At 63.1% G+C, this 17937-nt stretch carries 18 protein-coding genes, 1 tRNA gene and 1 pseudogene; 5 read left to right on the forward strand and 15 right to left on the reverse strand.

Annotated elements, in window-relative coordinates:
- Positions 1 to 56: 56 nt before the first annotated feature.
- The 7 genes from AC0L2D_RS08890 to AC0L2D_RS08920 form a co-directional block, all read right to left on the reverse strand.
- Complete coding sequence (locus tag AC0L2D_RS08890; protein ID WP_013529423.1) at positions 57 to 935, reverse strand: 3-hydroxybutyryl-CoA dehydrogenase; 879 nt, start codon at positions 933 to 935, stop codon at positions 57 to 59.
- A gap of 207 nt (positions 936 to 1142) precedes the next feature.
- Positions 1143 to 2072 carry an electron transfer flavoprotein subunit alpha/FixB family protein gene (locus tag AC0L2D_RS08895; protein WP_027162891.1) on the reverse strand — a complete coding sequence of 310 codons (930 nt, stop codon included), beginning with the start codon at positions 2070 to 2072 and terminating at the stop codon, positions 1143 to 1145.
- Between the two features lie 158 nt (positions 2073 to 2230).
- A complete protein-coding gene (locus tag AC0L2D_RS08900) occupies positions 2231 to 2980 on the reverse strand; it encodes an electron transfer flavoprotein subunit beta/FixA family protein (RefSeq protein WP_013529425.1) in 750 nt (249 codons plus the stop codon).
- 198 nt (positions 2981 to 3178) lie between these two features.
- A complete protein-coding gene (locus AC0L2D_RS08905) occupies positions 3179 to 3979 on the reverse strand; it encodes a rhomboid family intramembrane serine protease (protein ID WP_024503780.1) in 801 nt (266 codons plus the stop codon).
- 28 nt (positions 3980 to 4007) lie between these two features.
- On the reverse strand, positions 4008 to 4589 hold the full coding sequence (locus AC0L2D_RS08910; RefSeq protein ID WP_013529427.1) for a cob(I)yrinic acid a,c-diamide adenosyltransferase: 582 nt from the start codon (positions 4587 to 4589) through the stop codon (positions 4008 to 4010).
- Between the two features lie 25 nt (positions 4590 to 4614).
- The gene (locus AC0L2D_RS08915; RefSeq protein ID WP_013529428.1) at positions 4615 to 4806 is read right to left on the reverse strand and encodes a twin transmembrane helix small protein; all 192 of its coding nucleotides are present in this window, start codon (positions 4804 to 4806) and stop codon (positions 4615 to 4617) included.
- Positions 4807 to 4830: 24 nt separating this feature from the next.
- A complete protein-coding gene (locus tag AC0L2D_RS08920) occupies positions 4831 to 5697 on the reverse strand; it encodes an SDR family oxidoreductase (RefSeq protein WP_082827492.1) in 867 nt (288 codons plus the stop codon).
- Between the two features lie 55 nt (positions 5698 to 5752).
- On the opposite strand from AC0L2D_RS08920, the gene AC0L2D_RS08925 reads away from it, so the two are divergent.
- Positions 5753 to 6604, forward strand: coding sequence for a YihY/virulence factor BrkB family protein (locus AC0L2D_RS08925; RefSeq protein ID WP_013529430.1), 852 nt, complete (start codon positions 5753 to 5755; stop codon positions 6602 to 6604).
- 86 nt (positions 6605 to 6690) lie between these two features.
- Here AC0L2D_RS08925 and AC0L2D_RS08930 read toward each other — a convergent pair whose 3' ends face one another.
- The gene (locus AC0L2D_RS08930) at positions 6691 to 7587 is read right to left on the reverse strand and encodes a DMT family transporter (protein ID WP_063169083.1); all 897 of its coding nucleotides are present in this window, start codon (positions 7585 to 7587) and stop codon (positions 6691 to 6693) included.
- Between the two features lie 137 nt (positions 7588 to 7724).
- Complete coding sequence (gluQRS, locus tag AC0L2D_RS08935; RefSeq protein WP_275954239.1) at positions 7725 to 8600, reverse strand: tRNA glutamyl-Q(34) synthetase GluQRS; 876 nt, start codon at positions 8598 to 8600, stop codon at positions 7725 to 7727.
- 74 nt (positions 8601 to 8674) lie between these two features.
- Here gluQRS and AC0L2D_RS08940 point away from each other — a divergent pair, with 74 nt between their 5' ends.
- Positions 8675 to 9316, forward strand: a complete 642-nt coding sequence (locus AC0L2D_RS08940) for a DNA-3-methyladenine glycosylase family protein (RefSeq protein ID WP_275954238.1) — start codon at positions 8675 to 8677, stop codon at positions 9314 to 9316.
- A 128-nt stretch (positions 9317 to 9444) separates the two neighbouring features.
- Positions 9445 to 10002, forward strand: a complete 558-nt coding sequence (locus tag AC0L2D_RS08945) for an HNH endonuclease (protein ID WP_006328497.1) — start codon at positions 9445 to 9447, stop codon at positions 10000 to 10002.
- Positions 10003 to 10412: 410 nt separating this feature from the next.
- Here the strand turns inward: AC0L2D_RS08945 and AC0L2D_RS08950 are convergent, their stop codons facing one another.
- Positions 10413 to 10931 (reverse strand): disulfide bond formation protein B, encoded by a 519-nt coding sequence (locus AC0L2D_RS08950; RefSeq protein WP_063173147.1) that lies wholly within the window; start codon positions 10929 to 10931, stop codon positions 10413 to 10415.
- 34 nt (positions 10932 to 10965) lie between these two features.
- A complete protein-coding gene (locus AC0L2D_RS08955; RefSeq protein ID WP_013529435.1) occupies positions 10966 to 11553 on the reverse strand; it encodes a YqaA family protein in 588 nt (195 codons plus the stop codon).
- 274 nt (positions 11554 to 11827) lie between these two features.
- Here AC0L2D_RS08955 and AC0L2D_RS08960 point away from each other — a divergent pair.
- Positions 11828 to 11912 (forward strand) — tRNA-Leu (locus AC0L2D_RS08960).
- Between the two features lie 97 nt (positions 11913 to 12009).
- Here AC0L2D_RS08960 and AC0L2D_RS08965 read toward each other — a convergent pair.
- The 3 genes from AC0L2D_RS08965 to AC0L2D_RS08975 form a co-directional block, all read right to left on the reverse strand.
- Complete coding sequence (locus AC0L2D_RS08965; protein ID WP_473540840.1) at positions 12010 to 13293, reverse strand: hypothetical protein; 1284 nt, start codon at positions 13291 to 13293, stop codon at positions 12010 to 12012.
- A gap of 232 nt (positions 13294 to 13525) precedes the next feature.
- Positions 13526 to 14806, reverse strand: coding sequence for a GNAT family N-acetyltransferase (locus tag AC0L2D_RS08970; protein ID WP_473540841.1), 1281 nt, complete (start codon positions 14804 to 14806; stop codon positions 13526 to 13528).
- A complete protein-coding gene (locus AC0L2D_RS08975; protein ID WP_473540842.1) occupies positions 14806 to 16206 on the reverse strand; it encodes a lipopolysaccharide biosynthesis protein in 1401 nt (466 codons plus the stop codon). The genes AC0L2D_RS08970 and AC0L2D_RS08975 overlap by 1 nt, the downstream gene beginning before the upstream one ends.
- 240 nt (positions 16207 to 16446) lie before the next feature.
- On the opposite strand from AC0L2D_RS08975, the pseudogene AC0L2D_RS08980 reads away from it, so the two are divergent.
- Positions 16447 to 16780 (forward strand): annotated as a pseudogene (locus tag AC0L2D_RS08980) (transposase); the annotation flags it as partial.
- Positions 16781 to 16847: 67 nt separating this feature from the next.
- Here AC0L2D_RS08980 and AC0L2D_RS08985 read toward each other — a convergent pair.
- A complete protein-coding gene (locus tag AC0L2D_RS08985; protein WP_473540843.1) occupies positions 16848 to 17831 on the reverse strand; it encodes an LAPAL motif-containing putative phage structural protein in 984 nt (327 codons plus the stop codon).
- Positions 17832 to 17937: the final 106 nt, after the last annotated feature.

Genomic DNA, 17937 nt, shown 5'->3' on the forward strand with positions numbered 1-17937 from the left:
TAGACCCGTCGCCGTTGAACCGAAAGGCTTGTCCCTGATTTGCGCCGACGATCCGCTCAGCGCGTCGGGACGGGATGCTCGCCGCGATAGTCGTAGAAGCCGCGCCCGGTCTTGCGGCCGAGCCAGCCGGCCTCGACATATTTCACCAGTAGCGGGCAAGGGCGGTACTTGGAGTCCGACAGGCCGTCATGCAGCACCTGCATGATCGACAGGCAGGTATCGAGCCCGATGAAGTCAGCCAGCTGCAGCGGCCCCATCGGATGGTTGGCGCCGAGCCGCATGGCGGTGTCGATGGCGTCGACCGAGCCGACACCCTCATAGAGCGTGTAGATCGCCTCGTTGATCATCGGCAGCAGGATGCGGTTGACGATGAAGGCAGGAAAATCCTCCGAGACCGTGATCGTCTTGTCGAGCTGCTTCACATAGGTTTTGGCTGCCTCGAAGGTCTGGTCCTCGGTGGCGATGCCGCGCACCAGTTCGACCAGCTTCATCAGCGGTACCGGGTTCATGAAATGTATGCCGATGAACCGCTCGGGCCGGTCGGTCTGCGCGGCAAGCCGCGTGATCGAGATCGACGAGGTGTTGGTCGCCAGGATGGCTTCGGGATTGAGCTGCGGACAAAGCTGGGCGTAGATCTTGCGCTTGACCGTCTCGTCCTCGGTCGCCGCCTCGATCACCAGGTCAGCACCCGCAAGATCGGCCATCGCGGGCGCGGCCGAAATGCGGCCCATCGCATCGTTGCGCACCTTCTCGTCGAGCTTGCCGGACCCCACCTGGCGGGCCATGTTGCCGCTGATCGTGGCGATGCCCTTCTCGATGCGGTCGGGCGAGATATCGTAGATCAATACCTTGTAGCCTGAAAGCGCGGAGACATGGGCGATGCCGCCACCCATCTGGCCCGCGCCGATGATGCCGATCGTCTCGATCTTGCTCATTACACCGATCCCGTCCTGAACCCTTCCGCTTGAACTGCGAAAGCGCTCCACCTTTTATTTTACCGCAATCCCGGACGCAAAACCGCTGCGCACTTTGCTGGATTGCTTTCAGCCTTTGCGGCCTGCTTTTTGTGCGGTGCAAACTAAAAGGGCGGGGCGACTTCGTCTACCCCACCCTCACCATTTAATACGCTTTGGCAGAAAGCGTCAAAGCGCCTTTTGCAGTTCCGGCAGGATGACGAACAGGTCGCCGACGAGGCCGTAGTCGGCAACCTGGAAAATCGGCGCCTCCTCGTCCTTGTTGATGGCGACGATGACCTTGGAATCCTTCATGCCGGCAAGGTGCTGGATGGCGCCGGAGATGCCGACCGCGATGTAGAGATCGGGGGCAACCACCTTGCCGGTCTGGCCGACCTGCCAGTCGTTCGGCGCATAGCCGGCATCGACGGCGGCGCGGGAAGCGCCGACCGCGGCGCCGAGCTTGTCGGCAACCGGCAGGATGACCTCCTGGAATTTCTCCGAGGAGCCCAGCGCGCGGCCGCCCGAGATGATGATCTTGGCCGAGGTCAGCTCCGGACGGTCGGTCTCGGAAAGCTTGTTCTCGATGAAGGTGGAGAGGCCCGGATTGGCCGCGGCCTTGACGGTCTCGACGGCTGCCGAGCCGCCCTCGGGGGCTGCCTGGAAGGAGGCGGTGCGCACGGTGATCACCTTCTTGGCGTCGCTCGACTGCACCGTCTGGATGGCGTTGCCGGCATAGATCGGCCGCTTGAAGGTGTCGGGCGATACGATTTCGATGATCTCGGACACCTGCGCGACATCGAGGAGCGCAGCCACGCGCGGCGCGACATTCTTGCCCGACGAGGTCGCCGGCGCGATGATGGTGTCGTAGGCGCCCGCCAGCGACACAATGAGCGCTGCCGTCGGTTCGGCCAGGCGCTCGGCAAGCTCGTCGGCCTCGGCCAACAGCACCTTGCTCACGCCCTTCAGCTTGGCGGCAGCGTCGGCTGCCGGCTTGGCGCCCTTGCCGGCAACCAGCACATGCACGTCCGAGCCGATCTGCAGCGCGGCCGACAGCGCCTTGGCGGTCTGGTCGGAAAGGGTTGCGTTGTCGTGTTCTGCAATCAGAAGAATAGCCATTGATGATATTCCTGACTTTCGTCTTCGCGGCTCCCTGAAATCCGGTCAGGCCGAGTCGAAAACGGTTGGTTTCGAGAACCGGAGCGGAGCGTACTTCTGTACGTGAGCACCGGAAGCGGAGAAGCCAGCCGTTTGCAGGCCGGCCTCATCGGATTTCCTTACAGCACGCCGGCTTCGTTCTTCAGCTTGTCGACCAGCTCAGCGACGCTCTTGACCTTGACGCCTGCCTTGCGGCCGCTCGGCTCTTCGGTCTTGATGACCTTCAGCCGCGGCTTGACGTCGGCGCCGTAGTCGGCCGGGCTCTTCTCGTCGAGCTGCTTCTTCTTGGCCTTCATGATGTTGGGCAGCGAGGCATAGCGCGGCTGGTTGAGGCGAAGGTCGGCGGTGACGATCACCGGCATCTTCAGTTCCACCGTCTGCAGGCCGCCATCGACTTCGCGCGTCACCTTGGCCTTGTCGCCGTCGAGCACGATCTTGGAGGCGAAGGTGCCCTGCGCCCAGCCTAACAGTGCCGCCAGCATCTGGCCGGTCTGGTTGGAATCGTCGTCGATCGCCTGCTTGCCGAGGATGACGAGGCCGGGCTGCTCGGCGTCGACGACGCCCTTCAGCACCTTGGCGACGCCGAGCGGCTCGGTCTGTTCGTCGGTCTTGACCAGGATGGCGCGGTCGGCGCCCATGGCGAGCGCCGTGCGCAGGGTTTCCTGCGCCTGCTGCGGGCCGATCGAGACGACGATGATTTCTTCCGCCTTGCCAGCTTCCTTCAGCCGGATCGCTTCTTCAACCGCGATCTCGTCGAACGGGTTCATCGCCATCTTGACGTTGGCGAGCTCCACCGCCGAACCATCAGCCTTCACGCGAACCTTGACGTTCGCATCCACAACCCGCTTCACGGGCACAAGGATCTTCATTTGCCTGTCACCTCTTCACGCTAATTGGGCGCGCTATAACAGCCTGCGCCCGTTCTGAGTTGTCGAAAGCCGACATTCCAGGTGGAAATTCTGGCCGGATGGAAATTCTGGTCTTTGCCCGCCTTAGGTTGCGGCGGAGACGTTTCCGTAGTTGCGGCAACCCTGCACGTCAATACGCTGCAAGTGGCTCAAATCGGTTCAGTCCGAACTGGAAGCGTTTCCGCGTCCCCAGCGCGGTGTCGCGGCGGGTTGATCGGGGATCAGCGGTTCCGTGGCAACCGGCGGCTGGTCGGGCGCGGCGGGCGCGACGTCTTCGTCGGCGCCGGCAAACAGCGGCACGCCGCGGCTACGCAAGACAAGCACCAGAACGGCGCCGGCGATGATGCCGCCGATATGGCAGGCCCAGGAGATCTGATCCTCGCCGCCGGCGGCAAACATCACCACCTGGAAAAGGACCCACAGGATGAGCGGGATGAAGGCCGGAATGCGCAGCGGGATGCGGGCGAAGGCCAACACCCAGACCTTCACCCTGGGATAAAGGATCAGATAGGCGACGACCACGCCGGCGATGGCGCCCGAGGCACCGATCAGCGGCACCTGCGAGTCCCAGGCGACGAGGCCCTGGAAGGCGGCGCCGGCGATCGCGCACAACAGGTAGAAGATGAGGTAGCGGATGTGACCGAGCGCGTCCTCGACATTGTCGCCGAACACCCACAGGAACAGCATGTTGCCGCCGAGGTGGAAGATGTCGGCATGCAGGAAGGAATAGGTGAGATAGCTCAGGCTTTCGGGGATGACGATAAAACGGGGATCGAGCTCGGCGGTGTCATGGACGACCGACGGGATGAAGCCGAGACCAAGCACGGCGGCATTGGAGAAACTCTCGCCGCCGAGCGCGGTGGCGAGGTAGACCAGGGCGTTGACCACGATCAGCCCGATGGTCACATATTGCAGGCGGATGTGGCGCAGCCTGTTGGTGTCGTAAAGCGGGATGAACATGCCCCAGGCCCTCTTCCGCTTTCGACAATCAGCGGTTCTTGCCGGGAACCCATAGCACGTCGGCGTTTCCGTTGTCATTGACCGCCCGGGCGGCGACAAACAGGAAATCCGAGACGCGGTTGATGTATTTCAGACCGTCGCGGTTGACGTGCTCGTTCGGGTCCTGGGCCAGTGCGACCATCAGCCTTTCGGCTCGCCTTGCCACGGTGCGGGCAAGGTGAAGTGCCGCCGCCGCCGCTGTGCCGCCATTGAGCACGAAGGATTTGAGCGGCTGAAGCTCCTTGTTGAGAAGGTCGATGTCCTTTTCGACCCGGTCGGTCTGCACGGCGACGATGCGAAGCGGCTCATAGCCGAGCGGCTTGCCGTCGTCGGGTACGGCGAGATCGGCGCCGAGATCGAACAGATCGTTCTGGATGCGGGACAGCATGGCGTCGATCGCGGGATGGGCCGCGGCCGTGTGGACCCTTGCGATGCCGATGCAGGCATTGGCCTCGTCGACCGTGCCGTAGGCCTCTACCCGCAGATCGGATTTCAGCCGCCTCTCGCCGGTGCCGAGACCCGTGGTGCCATCATCGCCGGTGCGGGTGTAGATCTTGTTGAGCTTGACCATTTCGCCTCCCCGGCCGCCGGCATCCTCACTTGCGGGTGAAATACACCGCCAGCAGGATCAGCACCAGCGCCACGGCCTGCAGCATGACTCGCGCCTGCATCAGCTTGTTCGAGGTGACGCCGGAGCCGCCGCGCATCATGTTGATGAGGCCGCGAACAAGCACGACCGCAACGGCGACCATGACCAGAATGGCGAGAATGTTGAAGACGGTTGCCATTGCTTCGTTCCAGTTGGTTGGCGTTCAGGCGCGTTTGGCCATCAGGCGGTAAAGCATCGATGCCGGCAGGATGCGTCTGAGCACCGCGCCGATCCTGGCGGGCACTGTTACCACATAGTGCGGGCGTGGGCGCCGCGACAGAAGTGCATGGCGCAGCGCCGCATGAACCACTTCCGGCCCTGGCTTCAAGGCCGATTGGCTGCCGCCGGCCCGCAGTCGCTCGAGTTGCGCCGCATAGTCCACGCGGTGCACGGAATTCTCGTGGTCGATGTTGCTGAGAAACCAAATGAGGCCATTGCTGGCGATCTTCGACTTCACCGGCCCCGGCTCGATCAGCGAAACGTGGACGCCGCTGCCGGCCAGTTCCTGGCGCTGGCAGAGCATCAAGGCCTCCAGTGCGTGCTTCGACGCCGAATAGGCGCCGCGAAAGCGCACCGGCACGAGGCCAAGGATCGAGGAGCAGTGGACGATGCGGCCCTGACCCTGGCGGCGCATCACCGGCACCAGCCGGCGGGTCAAATCATGCCAGCCGAAGAAATTCGCCTCGAACTGCTGCTTGAGCGCGGCAACGGGCAGATCCTCGACGGCGCCCGGCTGCGCATACGCGCCGTTGTTGAACAGGGCGTCGAGCCGGCCGCCGGTGCGGTCGAGCACCGCCGTCACCAGCGCGGCGATGGAGTCCGGCTCGCAATAATCGAGATAGAAGGCCTCGATGCCATCGGCTTCGAGCGCGGCGATGTCCTGTGGCTTGCGCGCCGTTGCGAACACCCGCCAGCCTTCCGCCTTCAACGCGCGGGCGCAGTACGCGCCTATTCCCGAAGACGCACCGGTGATGATAATCGAGCGCAACTTCCGCGCCGGACCGTTCGTGGTTTCGCCAAGGGTTGCCATTTGCCGCAATCCCTTCCCATATTCCCGGCGTGGAGACAATTGGAGGGCGCGGTTCTTGTTGCGGAAGATCGTAGCCCTCAAGCGGGTCCTCTACGACGCACTTGGCCATTTCAACACCGATGACGGCTGGGCGATGGCCAGCCATCTGGCGATCACCTCGCTGATGGCGCTGTTCCCGTTCCTGATCTTCGCGACGACGCTGGCGAGCTTCCTCGGCGCGCAGGCGTTCTCCGACACGGCCGTGCATCTGGTCTTCGACACCTGGCCCGAACAGATCGCCAAGCCGATCGCGCGCGAAGTGCTCAATGTGCTGACCGTCAGGCGCACCGACCTTTTGACCTATGGTGTGGTGCTTGCGGCCTATTTTGCCTCGAACGGCATCGAGGCGCTGCGCACGTCGCTCAACCGCGCCTACCGCGTCTCGGAAACGCGCGGCATCATCTACCGCCGGGTGCAGAGCATCATCTTCGTGCTCATCGCCACGGCCGGTTTCCTGGCGATCAGCGTGCTCCTGGTGTTCGCGCCGCTGCTGGCGCGGCTCGCCGAAGCCCATATCGACTGGATCAAGCCCTATATGGGCACCATTACGCTATGGCGTTACGTCATCGCTTCGGCGGTCATTGTCGGCGGATTGTTTGCCGTCCATTTCTGGCTGCCGGCGGGCAAGCGCCGCTTCGTCTCGCTGGTGCCGGGCATCGTCTTCACGCTGGCGGCATGGCTTATCGGTTCGACTATCTTCGCCACCTATCTCGACCACTTCTCGTCCTATGTGACGACCTATGCCGGCCTGGCCTCGATCATGATCGCCGTGGTCTTCCTCTACATGGTCTCGGCGATCTTCATCCTCGGCGGCGAGCTCAATGCCGCGATCAGCCGCTACCTGGAGGCGCGCGCGCGGGTCGGATGACAGGTCGAATTGAGGAATTGAAGAACTGAAGAATTGGAGAAAAAGCGGGCCATATCCGGCGCTGTCTGTGCTTCTTCCTCAATTCCTCAATTCCTCAATTCCACAGTTCTTCCCTTGGCCTGCCGCGCCGTTGCCAGGCCGACGCCGAATGTCGTGATCGCCATGCCGGCAATCTGAAGTGCGTTGAGCTGCTCGTCGAACAGGGCCCAGGCGATGATCGCCGTCACCGCCGGCACCAGGTAGAACAGCGAGGCCACCTTCGACATCTCGCCGTCGCGGATCATCACCATCAGCAGGAAGATGGCGCCGAGCGACAGCACCAGCACCAGCCAGGCCATGGCGAAGATGAGTTCGCCATTGATGACGACCGTGTGGGTTTCGAAGGCGAGGGAGGCGACGAGCATCAGCGAGCCACCGCCGACATATTGCCACATGGTCGCCGCGACGAGGTCGCCGCCGGAGGCAAAGCGCTTCTGCCAGATGGTGCCGGCGCTCATGCCGAGCACCGAAACCAGCGAGGCGGTCAATGTCGCCGCGGTCACGCCGCCGCCGAGCGCGCCGAGCTTCGGCCACAGCACGATGACGATACCGATGAGGCCGATGCCAAGGCCAAGCCAGTGACGCGGCAGGATCGCCTCGCCGAGGAATTTGCCGGCCAGCACCGCCGTGATCAGCGGCTGCAGGCCGACGATGAGGGCCGAAAAGCCGGCCGGCATGCCCCTGTGGATGGCCCAGAACACAGCGCCGAGATAGACGCCATGCATCAGGATGCCCGCGCCGGTGGCATGCAGCGCCTCCTCGCGGGTGGCTTTTTTCGAACCCAATACAAGCATCAGGACGGCCAGCAGGATGGCGGCGATGACGAACCGCGCGGCGAGGAAGGTGAACGGCTCCGCCCATGGCATGGCGTAGCGCGCGCCAATGAAGCCGGTCGCCCACAGAACGACGAAGGTGGCGGGAATGAACCGCTTGATGCTGTGCATGTTCCGGAGTCCGCCGCACTGGAGAGAATTGCCGTGGCGATGCTCTAATCCCGTTCACCCCGGCGCGCAAAGCGAAACGGTTGATCACCGGAATTCAACGCCGGCCCATCTGGGGTGGCTTCTTGGTCTCACCGGGCTCAAAGCCCGACCATTCGCCTGATGTCGTCAGGCGATGCGCCGGCATGGCGCAAGGCGGCAAGGCCGGTATCGCCCAGGCTCTTCGACAGTTTTCGCCCGTCGGGCCCGAGGATGAGGCGATGATGGAAATAGGCCGGTTGCGGCAGTCCCAGGAGTTGCTGCAGCAGGCGCTGCACGCCGGTGGCGGAAAACAGATCTTGTCCGCGCACGACGTGGCTGACACCTTGCAGGGCATCGTCCATGACGACGGCGAGGTGGTAGCTGGTCGGGATATCGCGGCGCGCCACGATCACGTCGCCCCAGTCCTGCGGACGGGCTTCGATCGAGCGTGTCGCGGAAAGCGTCTCGTCGGCGAATTCGGTCCAAGACAGGTCCTTGCCGACACGCGCCAAGGCGGCATCGACATCCAGCCGCCAGGCGAAGGGCGCATTCCCGGCGATCCGCCGCTGGCGTTCCTTGACTGGCAGCGCCTTGTCAGCGGCGGGGTAGAGCGGCACGCCATCGGGATCGCGCGGCCAGTCGCGCCCACGCTTTTCACTGTCGGTGATGAAGGCGCGGATCTCGCCACGGCTCATGAAGGCGGGATAGACGAGTTCCTCCCGGACCAGCCGCTCGAGCACCGCCTGGTATTCGGCGAAATGCTCGGATTGGCGGCGCACCGGCTCTTCCCAGCCAAGCCCCAGCCATTTCAGGTCGGCAAGCACGCCGGCCTCGAATTGCGGCGTGCAGCGCGTCGTGTCGATATCCTCGATGCGCAGCAGCAGGCGGCCGTCCGCCCGTGCCGCCAGCTTCCGGTTGAGCAGCGCCGAATAGGCGTGGCCGAGATGCAGGTCGCCATTGGGGCTGGGCGCGAAGCGGAATGTCAGGAGTGTCATCTCTGCGGCGGCAATCGGGTTGTGCGGCGGTTTTGCCAATTGCTACCGTGCTGCCGGTTCAGGAACAAGAAAGCATGCAGCGTATCGCGACATCGGACGACATTGCCCGGGGGCTCGATGCGCTTTGCGTGATCGACCCGCGCCTGGAAAAGGTGCGCGGCATGGCCGGCGAGGTGCCGCTGCGGCTGTCCGAACCGGGGTTTCGAAGCCTGGCGTCGATCGTCGTCTCGCAGCAAGTGTCCCGCGCCAGCGCCGATGCGATCTTCGGCCGGCTGACCAAGCTCGTCGATCCGCTGACGCCGCAGGCCATCCTGGCCGCCGGCGAGGACATGTTTCGCGAGGCCGGCCTGTCGCGGCCGAAGCAGCGTGGCCTGATCGCAATTGCCCAGGCCGTGGTCGACGGCCTCGACCTGCATCACCTCTGTTCCCTCGATGCCCAGGAGGCGATCACGACGATGACGGCGGTGTCCGGCATCGGTCCGTGGACGGCGGAAGTGTACCTTTTATTCGCCGCCGGGCACCCCGACATTTTCCCCGCGCGTGATGTCGCGCTGCAGAGCGCGGTCGGCCACGCGCTCGGCATCGAGCCGCGTCCGCCGGAGAAAACGCTGATCGCATTGGCCGAATCATGGAGCCCGTGGCGAGGTGTCGCATCGCGGCTTTTCTGGTCCTATTATCGTGAAACCAGAGGGCGGGACGCCGCGCCGCCGGCCTGAATCCGCGAAAAATCATAAAAATCATGCATTTTTGGCGCTTTAGCGACGCGACAATCCGCTTCACATCCCTGTCATGTCGGGCTTACAGTATCCGTGCCGTTCGGGTCTAGAACCAAGGAGGTGAACACGTGACGGTTGCCGTATCTCCGGATGGGCTTCCAGCACTGGTGCTGAATGCGGATTACCGTCCGCTCAGCTATTACCCCTTGTCGCTCTGGTCGTGGCAGGACGCTATCAAGGCGGTGTTCCTCGACCGGGTGAACATCGTCGCCGAATACGAGCACGCCGTCTCCTCGCCGACCTTCTCGATGAAGCTGCCGAGCGTTGTCAGTCTTAAGGCCTATGTGAAGCCCTCCAGGCACCCGGCCTTCACCCGCTTCAACGTCTTCCTGCGCGATCGCTTCCAGTGCCAATATTGCGGCACGCCGGAGGACCTGACCTTCGATCACGTCATCCCCCGCCATCGCGGCGGCGCGACGACGTGGGAGAATGTCGTTGCCGCCTGCTCGCCGTGCAATTTGAGGAAGGGCGGCATGATGCCGGCGCACGCCAAGATGTGGCCGCTGCAGAAGCCTTTCCAGCCGACGGTGCACGATCTGCACAACAATGGCCGCCTGTTTCCGCCCAACCATCTGCATGAAAGCTGGATGGATTATCTGTACTGGGATGTCGAACTCGAACCCTGAGATCGTTCGAGAATTCGGGAGGCTGGCCGCCTGAAGCGATTTTCTGCGCTTCCGGCCTTCGCCGGCCGAAGCACTCGTGGTGTTCGTGGCGGTTGAGGCTACGGTCGGCATAGGCCGGTGCTCACGGGTTCCTCAGACCATGATAATCTGACGCTCCCCGATATCGCGGGCTCAGTCGCGCTTACTTATCAGCGGCTTCGCGCTTAAGGACCGGCTTCCCCCACTCCGTCGCTGCTTCGCAGCGCCACCTCTCCCCCCTCCGGAGGGAGAGGAAGGGAGCCTCTCTTAGAGGAGTCCTGGCTACAACAGGCTCGCGCCCTTCCTCTACCCCGTCGATCGGGGGAGAGCGACTATCTGGGGTGTCAAGTTGCACTCGCGAACTCTGCGTCACGCCGTTCAATCGAATTGGCTTAGTCGCGGGTGAGGGCGCCGCGGAAGGCGACGGCGGCGAGGATCAGGCTGGCGATGGCGTTCCAGCCGGCCAGCGACAGGCCAAGGATGCGCAAGGCGGCCTTGTCGCAGGATGGCGGCACGAATTTGTCGAGCGCGTCGAGCACGCCCTTGCCGCCGGTGTCGACCGGCCCGGCGCCCGCCGTGCAATCGGTCGGGCCGGCCCACCACTGCCATTCGACGCCGGAGTGGTAGACGCCGAGATAGAGGCCGTAGAGCATCAGGATGCCGCCGACGGCCAGCAGGCCGCGTGTCAGCCATGCCGGTGCGTGCAGCATCGACGCAATCACCGCCAGCACCATCAGCGGCACGCCGATATAGTAGGGTGTGCGCTGTTCGAGGCAGAGGTGGCAGGGGATGTAGCCGCCGAGATACTGGAAGCCGAGCGCCGAGCCGACAGTGGCGGCCATGGCGACGGCGAGGAACAAGGCGGTCAGCGTGCGCTGGCGTCCGGTGTCGGCATTCATGGTCGCTGTCATTTCAATCGGTCCGTCCGGCTCGCAATGGTAATGTTCAGAACGCGTATTTGACCAGGATATAGAGCAAAATCAGGGCAACCGCGCCGGCGCCGGCGATCAGGCCGAGGCGCTTTTCGATGAATTCGCGGATCGGTTCGCCATAGCGGCGCAGCAGCCAGGCGAGCAGCAGGAAGCGGGCGCCGCGGGCCACGATCGCCAGCACGATGAACAGCAGCAAATTGACGCCGATGACACCGGACAGGATCGTCACCACCTTGATCGGCGGCAGGTGGGCGGCACCCGATGTGATCAGCATCAGGACGATGAAGCCGACGCCGGCGCCCGCGCGCAGTTGCTCGAACTCGTCGTACTTGCCGTAGAATTCGAGGATCGGCCTGGCGACCGCGTCATAGGCATAGTGGCCGATGAACCAGCCGGCGATGCCGCCCAGCACCGAGGCGACGGTGGCGATCAGCGCATACCGGTAGGCGCGATCCGGCCGCGACAGCGCCATCGGCAGATAGAGCACGTCGGCCGGCACCAGGAACACCGAGCTTTCGACGAAGGCGATGAAGGCCAGCCACCATTCGGCGGATTTGCGGGCCGCCAGCGACAGGGTCCAGTCGTAAAGTCCGCGAAGCATCGGCACTCCTAATGCGTGTCGTTCAATTGCGCAGGCAGGTTGGGGTGTAACGGCATGCACAGAACAAAGACCCAGCGCACGCCATCCGTCCCCGCAGACGTGCCGCGCTTTGATGCGCCGCCTGTCTAGAAAGATTTTCCGCGCTGCACAATGGCAGCCCCGTCACGAAATCGAAAGGCGCAGTTTGGTCGCATCCGGGGCGACGAGGAATTGGCCAGTTGACGAACAGGCCTCCAACCGTATAGTCCCGCGCCATCCAGGCCGCCCGGCCTGAGCCCCTATGGCGGAATTGGTAGACGCGCTCGACTCAAAATCGAGTTCCGCAAGGAGTGCTGGTTCGATCCCGGCTAGGGGCACCACCCTTCGCTCTCCGAGCTTCGGGTGGCGGGTCACTCGAAGTTCAATAGACGAAGGGCGTCACGGTCGCTTTGGCTCCCGATATGTCTCAGCAGGCGATCAACACGCTTTGCGCGCCACGCTGGGGTCGCCGTCATTGGCCGGGCCGATCTCGCCAGCTGCCAGCAATTCGTCGAATGTCCGTTCTAGATCGGCGCTGTCATCGGCTGCCGGTCCGCTGGGCGGATCCTGGCGTGTCAGCGTTTCTAGCCTTTGGTGAAGCTGGCGGTTTTCGTTGCGGCAACGGGCATGCGCGAGTTCGTCGGTCATGCCGCGCAAGCGGAGATCGGCGAGTTGAACCTTCACCGCGCCACAGTCTCGGCGCGCCGCGTCGCGCTCCTGGCGTAAATTCGCAATCTCGGTTTCCCAGGTTTGGCGCCGATGCTCGGCCACGTCCTCGGCGCGCTGCCCGGCGCTCGGCGTTGCGCGAACCACGCTTTGATCGGGGGCGCTGCGCTGGAGCGAGCGCAACCTCTTTTCAAGTTCCACGGCCCGTTCCTGCGCGGCGGCGGCGCAATCGCCGAGAACGCCGCGCTGATGCTCGACCGTGGACAGCCGCGCCTGCAGGTCCTGCTGTACAAGCATCTGCGCAGATAGTTTGCCGGTCAGTCGTTCGTTGTGGAGCTGGTAGTCCGCGACCTTGGAACGAAGCAGCATGGCGGCCTGTTGCAAGCTGGCGAGCCGCGATGCAACGTCCTCACGCGCCTGCTCGGCGGCTTGCCTGGCCATGGTCTCGTCGCGGAGTTGCCCCGACACGCGCGCCAGGTTCCGTCCCAGGCGCTCGACCTCGACATTCGCTTCGAGGAACCGTGTTGCGCGCTGGCCGGCATGCCTATCCGCCTGCGCAATGGTCTGCCGTGCCCTGTTGAGTTGGACCTCCAGGTCGGCGATGGTCTTGCTTGCGATCGATAGCTCGCGCGATTTTCGCCCAAGCTCTTTCGAGGTGCGATCCTGCAAGCGTTGTAGCTTCGCCACCTCTTCCTGCAAGTCCCATTTGTCCGTATCGGGAGCGTCGGCATCGTGCGTTTGCGCATCGAACCTGGCCACATAGTCCTCAACCAACGACCACGCCAAGTCGTCATCGTTGGACAAGAGCGAGGAGCCGCGCATGGCGTGGGCCTGACTCGAGCCCGTCCGGGCCGAAGTCGAGCCGAGGGAGGCGGCCAGCGTGTCTGACTGGGCCAATCCGGTCACGGGCTCCTCTTCGAAGAGAGGCAAAGCTTGATGCGTGGCGGCTCGGATGCTTCGAATCAGTTCTTCGAAGTCTTCGTCGGCCCTTCGGACAACGGCGCTGTCGTTCGCACTGATGTGCCGGGCGCCGTTGGCCTCATGATTCAGCGACATTTTTCTCTCATCGCGGACCGAATCACTAGACTATCGTGCATCAAGCACAAGAATGCGAGTAGATCTTGCCGGGTTTCACCGGAAAATTGCTGCAAGAAATCTCGTTTTTTTGAAGCGGAAGTCGATCTTAGCGCTTGCCTCTTGGGCAATCGAAGTAAAGTCCCGGCCACCTCTGTGTCAAATATTGCAGCGAAAATGTGCCATCCTTCCAGAACCGCACCCTTGCCTTTTCTCAGCGCCGCCCCAACAAGCTCTTCATGCGGTTGCGCAGCAGGCGGGCCATGTTGCGGGTTTCGCGGTAGAGGTGCAGTTGCGAGGCGGCCTGGCGGGTGAGGCGGTCGGCGTCCGGCGTCAGGCCGATCACCAGCGTGCCCATCGGCTTGCGCTCGGCCCATAGCCGGCTCATCACCGGATGGTCGGGCACGGCGCAGGAATCGGTCATCATGATGTTGGGATCGTCGAGATGCTGCCTGGTCACCTCGATCATCAGCAAGGTGCCCGGCGAATAGCTGGCCAGCGTCTCGTCATAGGCGGTCTTCCAGGTGTAGGCGATGCCGGCTTCGACGAAGACGATCAGGCAGGCAATGGTGCGGCCGTCGAGCGTCAGCGAATGGATGCGGCACATGTCCTGCTCGGCCAGCCGGTGCACGGCCTCGCGGGCGAAGGCGGCGCGGAAACGGTCGATCGCCATGGCGGTGCGTTCCCGGCCCTTCCAGCCGGCCGCCTCCAGCGTCAGGAAGTTCTCGATGGCGTGGCGGATGTCTTCGGGGCCGCGCGCCACGACATGCTCCAGCCTGCCGAGGTCGCCGAGGCGCCGCTTCAGCCGCCGGAACTCGCGATAATGGTGCGAACGCAGCGAGGCCTTCAGATAGTCATCGCCGTCGCGCTCGCTTTCCAGCGCCGGGCGCAGGGTCTGGCCGGTGGTGACCAGCATCAGGCCGCGCGTCTCGGCCACGGTGGCAAACAGGCTCGCCACCGGGCCATCGAGCCGGACATCGGGCAGGACGAACACTTTCGGCAGCTTGAGATGCGGGCGCGACAGCATCGAGAAGAAATCCTCGACGACGCCCACCGGGTCGTCGCGGTCGACCAGCGGCGTGCCGAGCGGACCGAACGGGCTCGACCATGTGCGCATCACCGGCACGCCGAGCGGCACCACCGGCCGTTCCACCGAGAACGGCACCAGAAGGCGCAGCCGGTTGCGGTATTCGTCGCCGTCGCGGATGACCGCCAGCCGCACCTCGCGATCCTCCAGCCGCGGCATGGCGGGCGCAAGGAAACGCGGGTTGAAGAACACGTTGGGCTCGACCGTGCGGGCGCAGAGATAATCCAGTTCCTCGACCAGGTCGAAGCCGGCGGATGCCGGGTAGATGGCGAGCTTGCGCTCGGGCCGGTTGTTGGCGAGAATCTCGATATGGGCGGGGTCGGCGTCACGGGTCAGCCCGGCAAGGCCCGACACCATGGCGCCGGCGGTGCCGCCGCTGGATTCCTCAAGCAACGGGATGGCGGCCATCACGCGGCTCCTTTCGCGGGCACAAAGATGAGCATGACGATGCCGAGCTTGCGCCACACCGTAAACGACAGCGCGCCGGCTTCGAAGATCATGGCAAAGGCGGTGGCCATCGCCGCGCCCCACAGGCCGAACAGCGGGATCAGCACCACGTTGAGGCCGATGTTGAAGGCCAGCGTCATGGCATAGACGGCGGCGCAGATGTTCTGGTTGCCGCTCATCGTCAGCAGGCTTTCGCAGGGGCCGACGGCGGCCCGCGCCACGACGCCGAAGACGAGCAGGAACAGCAGCGGATAGCCCGATGTGAATTCCGGGCCGAACAGCACCAGCATCGGTTCGCCGAGCGCCAGCACCAGCAGCGCCATCAGCAGCGAGGGCCAGAACGTCCACGACACCGTTTCGCGGGCGAAGGCGGCGAGCCTGTGCGGGTCGCCATGGGTGAACTGCGCATAGCGCTGGGCAACGCCGGCCTTGACGGCGAAATAGACGAAATGCACCAGCGCCAGCGTCTTCACCGTGGCGAAATAGACGGCGACGTCGTTGGGATCCATATAGGCGCCGACCATCAGCACGTCGGCATTGGTCAGCAGGAAGAAGAAGCTCTCGACCAGGAAGATCGGCAGCGAGACGATGAACCATTGCGCGAAATGGACCTTCATCGGCCCGGCCGGAATCTGCCGTTCCATGCGCTGGGTAACGCCGATGAGCTGGCCAAGCGTGGTGGCGTAGGTGGCCGCGATCGAGGCGAAGATCGCCGTCCTCGCGTCAGGAGCATAGCCCGCAAACAGCATCAGCGCCATGAACAGCAGGATCAGCACCGGCCGCACCAGATAGGTCGGCGACAGGGCAAACAGCGCCCAGCTGTTGGCGCGTGCCAGGCCCGACAGAAGATCGGACATGGCGATCATCGGCAGGCAGATGACGCCGAGGATAAACGGGATCACATAGTAGCTTTCGATCCAGGGTGCCGCCAGCCAGACGCCGAGCGCGCCGAGCCCGGCAATCAGCGTCGAGGCGATCAGCACGAACAGGCGGCTGGCCAGCACGATGCCGCGCAGTTCGTCCATCAGGCCGCGCTCGCGGTATTCGGGAATGAAGCGGATGACCGAGGTGTGGAAGCCGAGGCAGGCGAGATTGCCGACGATGACCATCGTCACCCAGACGAGAACGAAGATGCCATATTCGAACGAGCCCATCCAGCGCGCCATCAGCACCTGGCTGACGAAGGCGATGACGGCGCTGACGATGCGGATGGAGAAGGCGATGACCGACATGCGGCCGGCCTCGCCGCGCTCGTCGGCGGTGAACAGCACGGCGTCGATGCGGCCAAGCAACGGCTCCATGCGCAGCGCCCAACGCTGCGGCAAGAACCGCCCGGCTGTCGTGGCCGCGGAAAAGCGCACCCCGATGTCTCTCCGTTTTCCGCCTCTTTTCAGGCGTTGGTGTAGCGGAGACACATTAAGAAACGGTAGGGTGGGGAGTGGTCCGCGCAGCGGACGAAAAGCCAACGCTTTGGCTTTTCGAGCGACGAACGCCCGGAGCCATGGCGAAGGGCCGGGAGGCGGTGCGTGGCACGCGCATTCCTTATGGCGGTGGCATCGCCATCACGATCCGCAGTCGTGCGCGCTTAGTACAAAGCCGCGTTGGGCGGCGTCGACAAGCGCGGCGAAGATGATAAGGCCATCATCTTTGGTGCCATCGAACGCGGTGGCGATGTCGTTACTCAGGTCATCCCCAGCCGCAAGGCTCGCCACATCATGCCCGCCATATTGAAGTGGGTTAAGCAGGGTTCGCGCGTTGCGACCGACGAGCTGGTCGCACGTCAGGCGTTCGATGAACGGGACTTACGTCTCGGTTTCGAAGAAGTGGTTGCAGACTTACCTTTGGGAGTTCGAGTTCCGCCAGAACCTTCGTCGGGAACCGCACTTGATGATTGATCTCTTGTTGCAATCGTTCCCGCACCCTGTTGGGAAGTGAAGGGCGGCTTGGTAGCCATCGCCTTTAGGAGGCGGTCAAAGCGGCGGTTGGCTGTGTCGGTCATCGTTCACTGTCCCTGCTTATCATCCGGGATTAGGGAGAGTTGCTGGCCGGAAGGCGTAGCCGGTACAAACCTAAGCACCTCCAATATCTTGTACGCTGGTTTTCCCTTTTTGCCGTTTTCGTCCTTTGGAGTTGTGATCTCTAGGCGGACTTGATAGGTGTCATCGACCATTGCTCCGCCACGAGCAAGAGCATCCTTGGCAATAGTGGTTTCTGAGATATCGGCATATATATGATCCGTACCGAGCTTGAACCGCCACTTGTCTGCCTTTTCATCGTAGACAGGTCCATAGACACTTAGCCACGCGGTCGTCGGGTCAACGTCGGGCTCACTCGGCTCTTTTTCCGCAGGCCCTGCGTTGCACGAGGCCAATATTGCATCTGCCGATGATGCATCGATTGTCTCGACAAATTGGTCATCCTTGCGCACGCCGAGACTGGTGAAGCCGTCTCGGCCAATGGGTGAAAGCGCATCCCTTGTCGCGGCGAGGGCTTTAGGGTTTTCGCCAAGGTTGTGGATGTGGTGGTGCACGTGAACCTCGTTGTGATCGCCCTCGAACCTAATGGCGACCACGCCTTGGCCATTCTGATCGGTGATTTCGGTTTTGCTCTCGATCTTTCGTCCGCGCTTCACTTTTAGATATCCAAGATAACTTAAATACCCTGCAACGCCGACGCCTGTTGGCTTGAAGATTCCAATCCATTCCAAGACCTCCTTCGCTGTCTTGACGGGGTTGCTCTCTATGAGTGATCTGACGTACTCATAGTAGGTTAGAACGGCTTCAAAATTGACTTGGAAGCACTTATGTTCGAAGTCAGATACTACGAGTACCCTAGCCTTAGCCTTGTTGCCGTTAAATTCAGTATTAGCCTCTCGGATAAGCTTGCCGAATCCGAGTAGTGCAGGAGCAAGGTTTTCGACATCCATTGTATGGTCATCGACCCGCTCGGCACCGTCATATGCAATTGAAAATTCGTGCCGACTCATGTTCGGCCCCTCTGATTCCGGCATATTTTCCCCCCAGCCAGATAAAGTCGGAGTGAACCACAAATATCTGTCTGCGGAAAGAATTGCGTCATATATGCCAAAGATG

It is taken from the genome of Mesorhizobium sp. WSM4833, from assembly GCF_055811095.1.

Bases quoted from the DNA above. Each gene is read 5' to 3' on its own strand.
- AC0L2D_RS08915 (WP_013529428.1), bottom strand. From the start codon at position 4,806: ATGGCAACCGTCTTCAACATTCTCGCCATTCTGGTCATGGTCGCCGTT.
- AC0L2D_RS08895 (WP_027162891.1), bottom strand. From the start codon at position 2,072: ATGGCTATTCTTCTGATTGCAGAACACGACAACGCAACCCTTTCCGAC.
- AC0L2D_RS08970 (WP_473540841.1), bottom strand. From the start codon at position 14,806: ATGGCCGCCATCCCGTTGCTTGAGGAATCCAGCGGCGGCACCGCCGGC.
- AC0L2D_RS08905 (WP_024503780.1), bottom strand. From the start codon at position 3,979: ATGTTCATCCCGCTTTACGACACCAACAGGCTGCGCCACATCCGCCTG.
- AC0L2D_RS08940 (WP_275954238.1), top strand. From the start codon at position 8,675: ATGCAGCGTATCGCGACATCGGACGACATTGCCCGGGGGCTCGATGCG.
- AC0L2D_RS08950 (WP_063173147.1), bottom strand. From the start codon at position 10,931: ATGACAGCGACCATGAATGCCGACACCGGACGCCAGCGCACGCTGACC.
- gluQRS (WP_275954239.1), bottom strand. From the start codon at position 8,600: ATGACACTCCTGACATTCCGCTTCGCGCCCAGCCCCAATGGCGACCTG.
- AC0L2D_RS08930 (WP_063169083.1), bottom strand. From the start codon at position 7,587: ATGCACAGCATCAAGCGGTTCATTCCCGCCACCTTCGTCGTTCTGTGG.
- AC0L2D_RS08910 (WP_013529427.1), bottom strand. From the start codon at position 4,589: ATGGTCAAGCTCAACAAGATCTACACCCGCACCGGCGATGATGGCACC.
- AC0L2D_RS08900 (WP_013529425.1), bottom strand. From the start codon at position 2,980: ATGAAGATCCTTGTGCCCGTGAAGCGGGTTGTGGATGCGAACGTCAAG.
- AC0L2D_RS08965 (WP_473540840.1), bottom strand. From the start codon at position 13,293: ATGTCGCTGAATCATGAGGCCAACGGCGCCCGGCACATCAGTGCGAAC.
- AC0L2D_RS08890 (WP_013529423.1), bottom strand. From the start codon at position 935: ATGAGCAAGATCGAGACGATCGGCATCATCGGCGCGGGCCAGATGGGT.
- AC0L2D_RS08920 (WP_082827492.1), bottom strand. From the start codon at position 5,697: ATGGCAACCCTTGGCGAAACCACGAACGGTCCGGCGCGGAAGTTGCGC.
- AC0L2D_RS08985 (WP_473540843.1), bottom strand. From the start codon at position 17,831: ATGAGTCGGCACGAATTTTCAATTGCATATGACGGTGCCGAGCGGGTC.
- AC0L2D_RS08955 (WP_013529435.1), bottom strand. From the start codon at position 11,553: ATGCTTCGCGGACTTTACGACTGGACCCTGTCGCTGGCGGCCCGCAAA.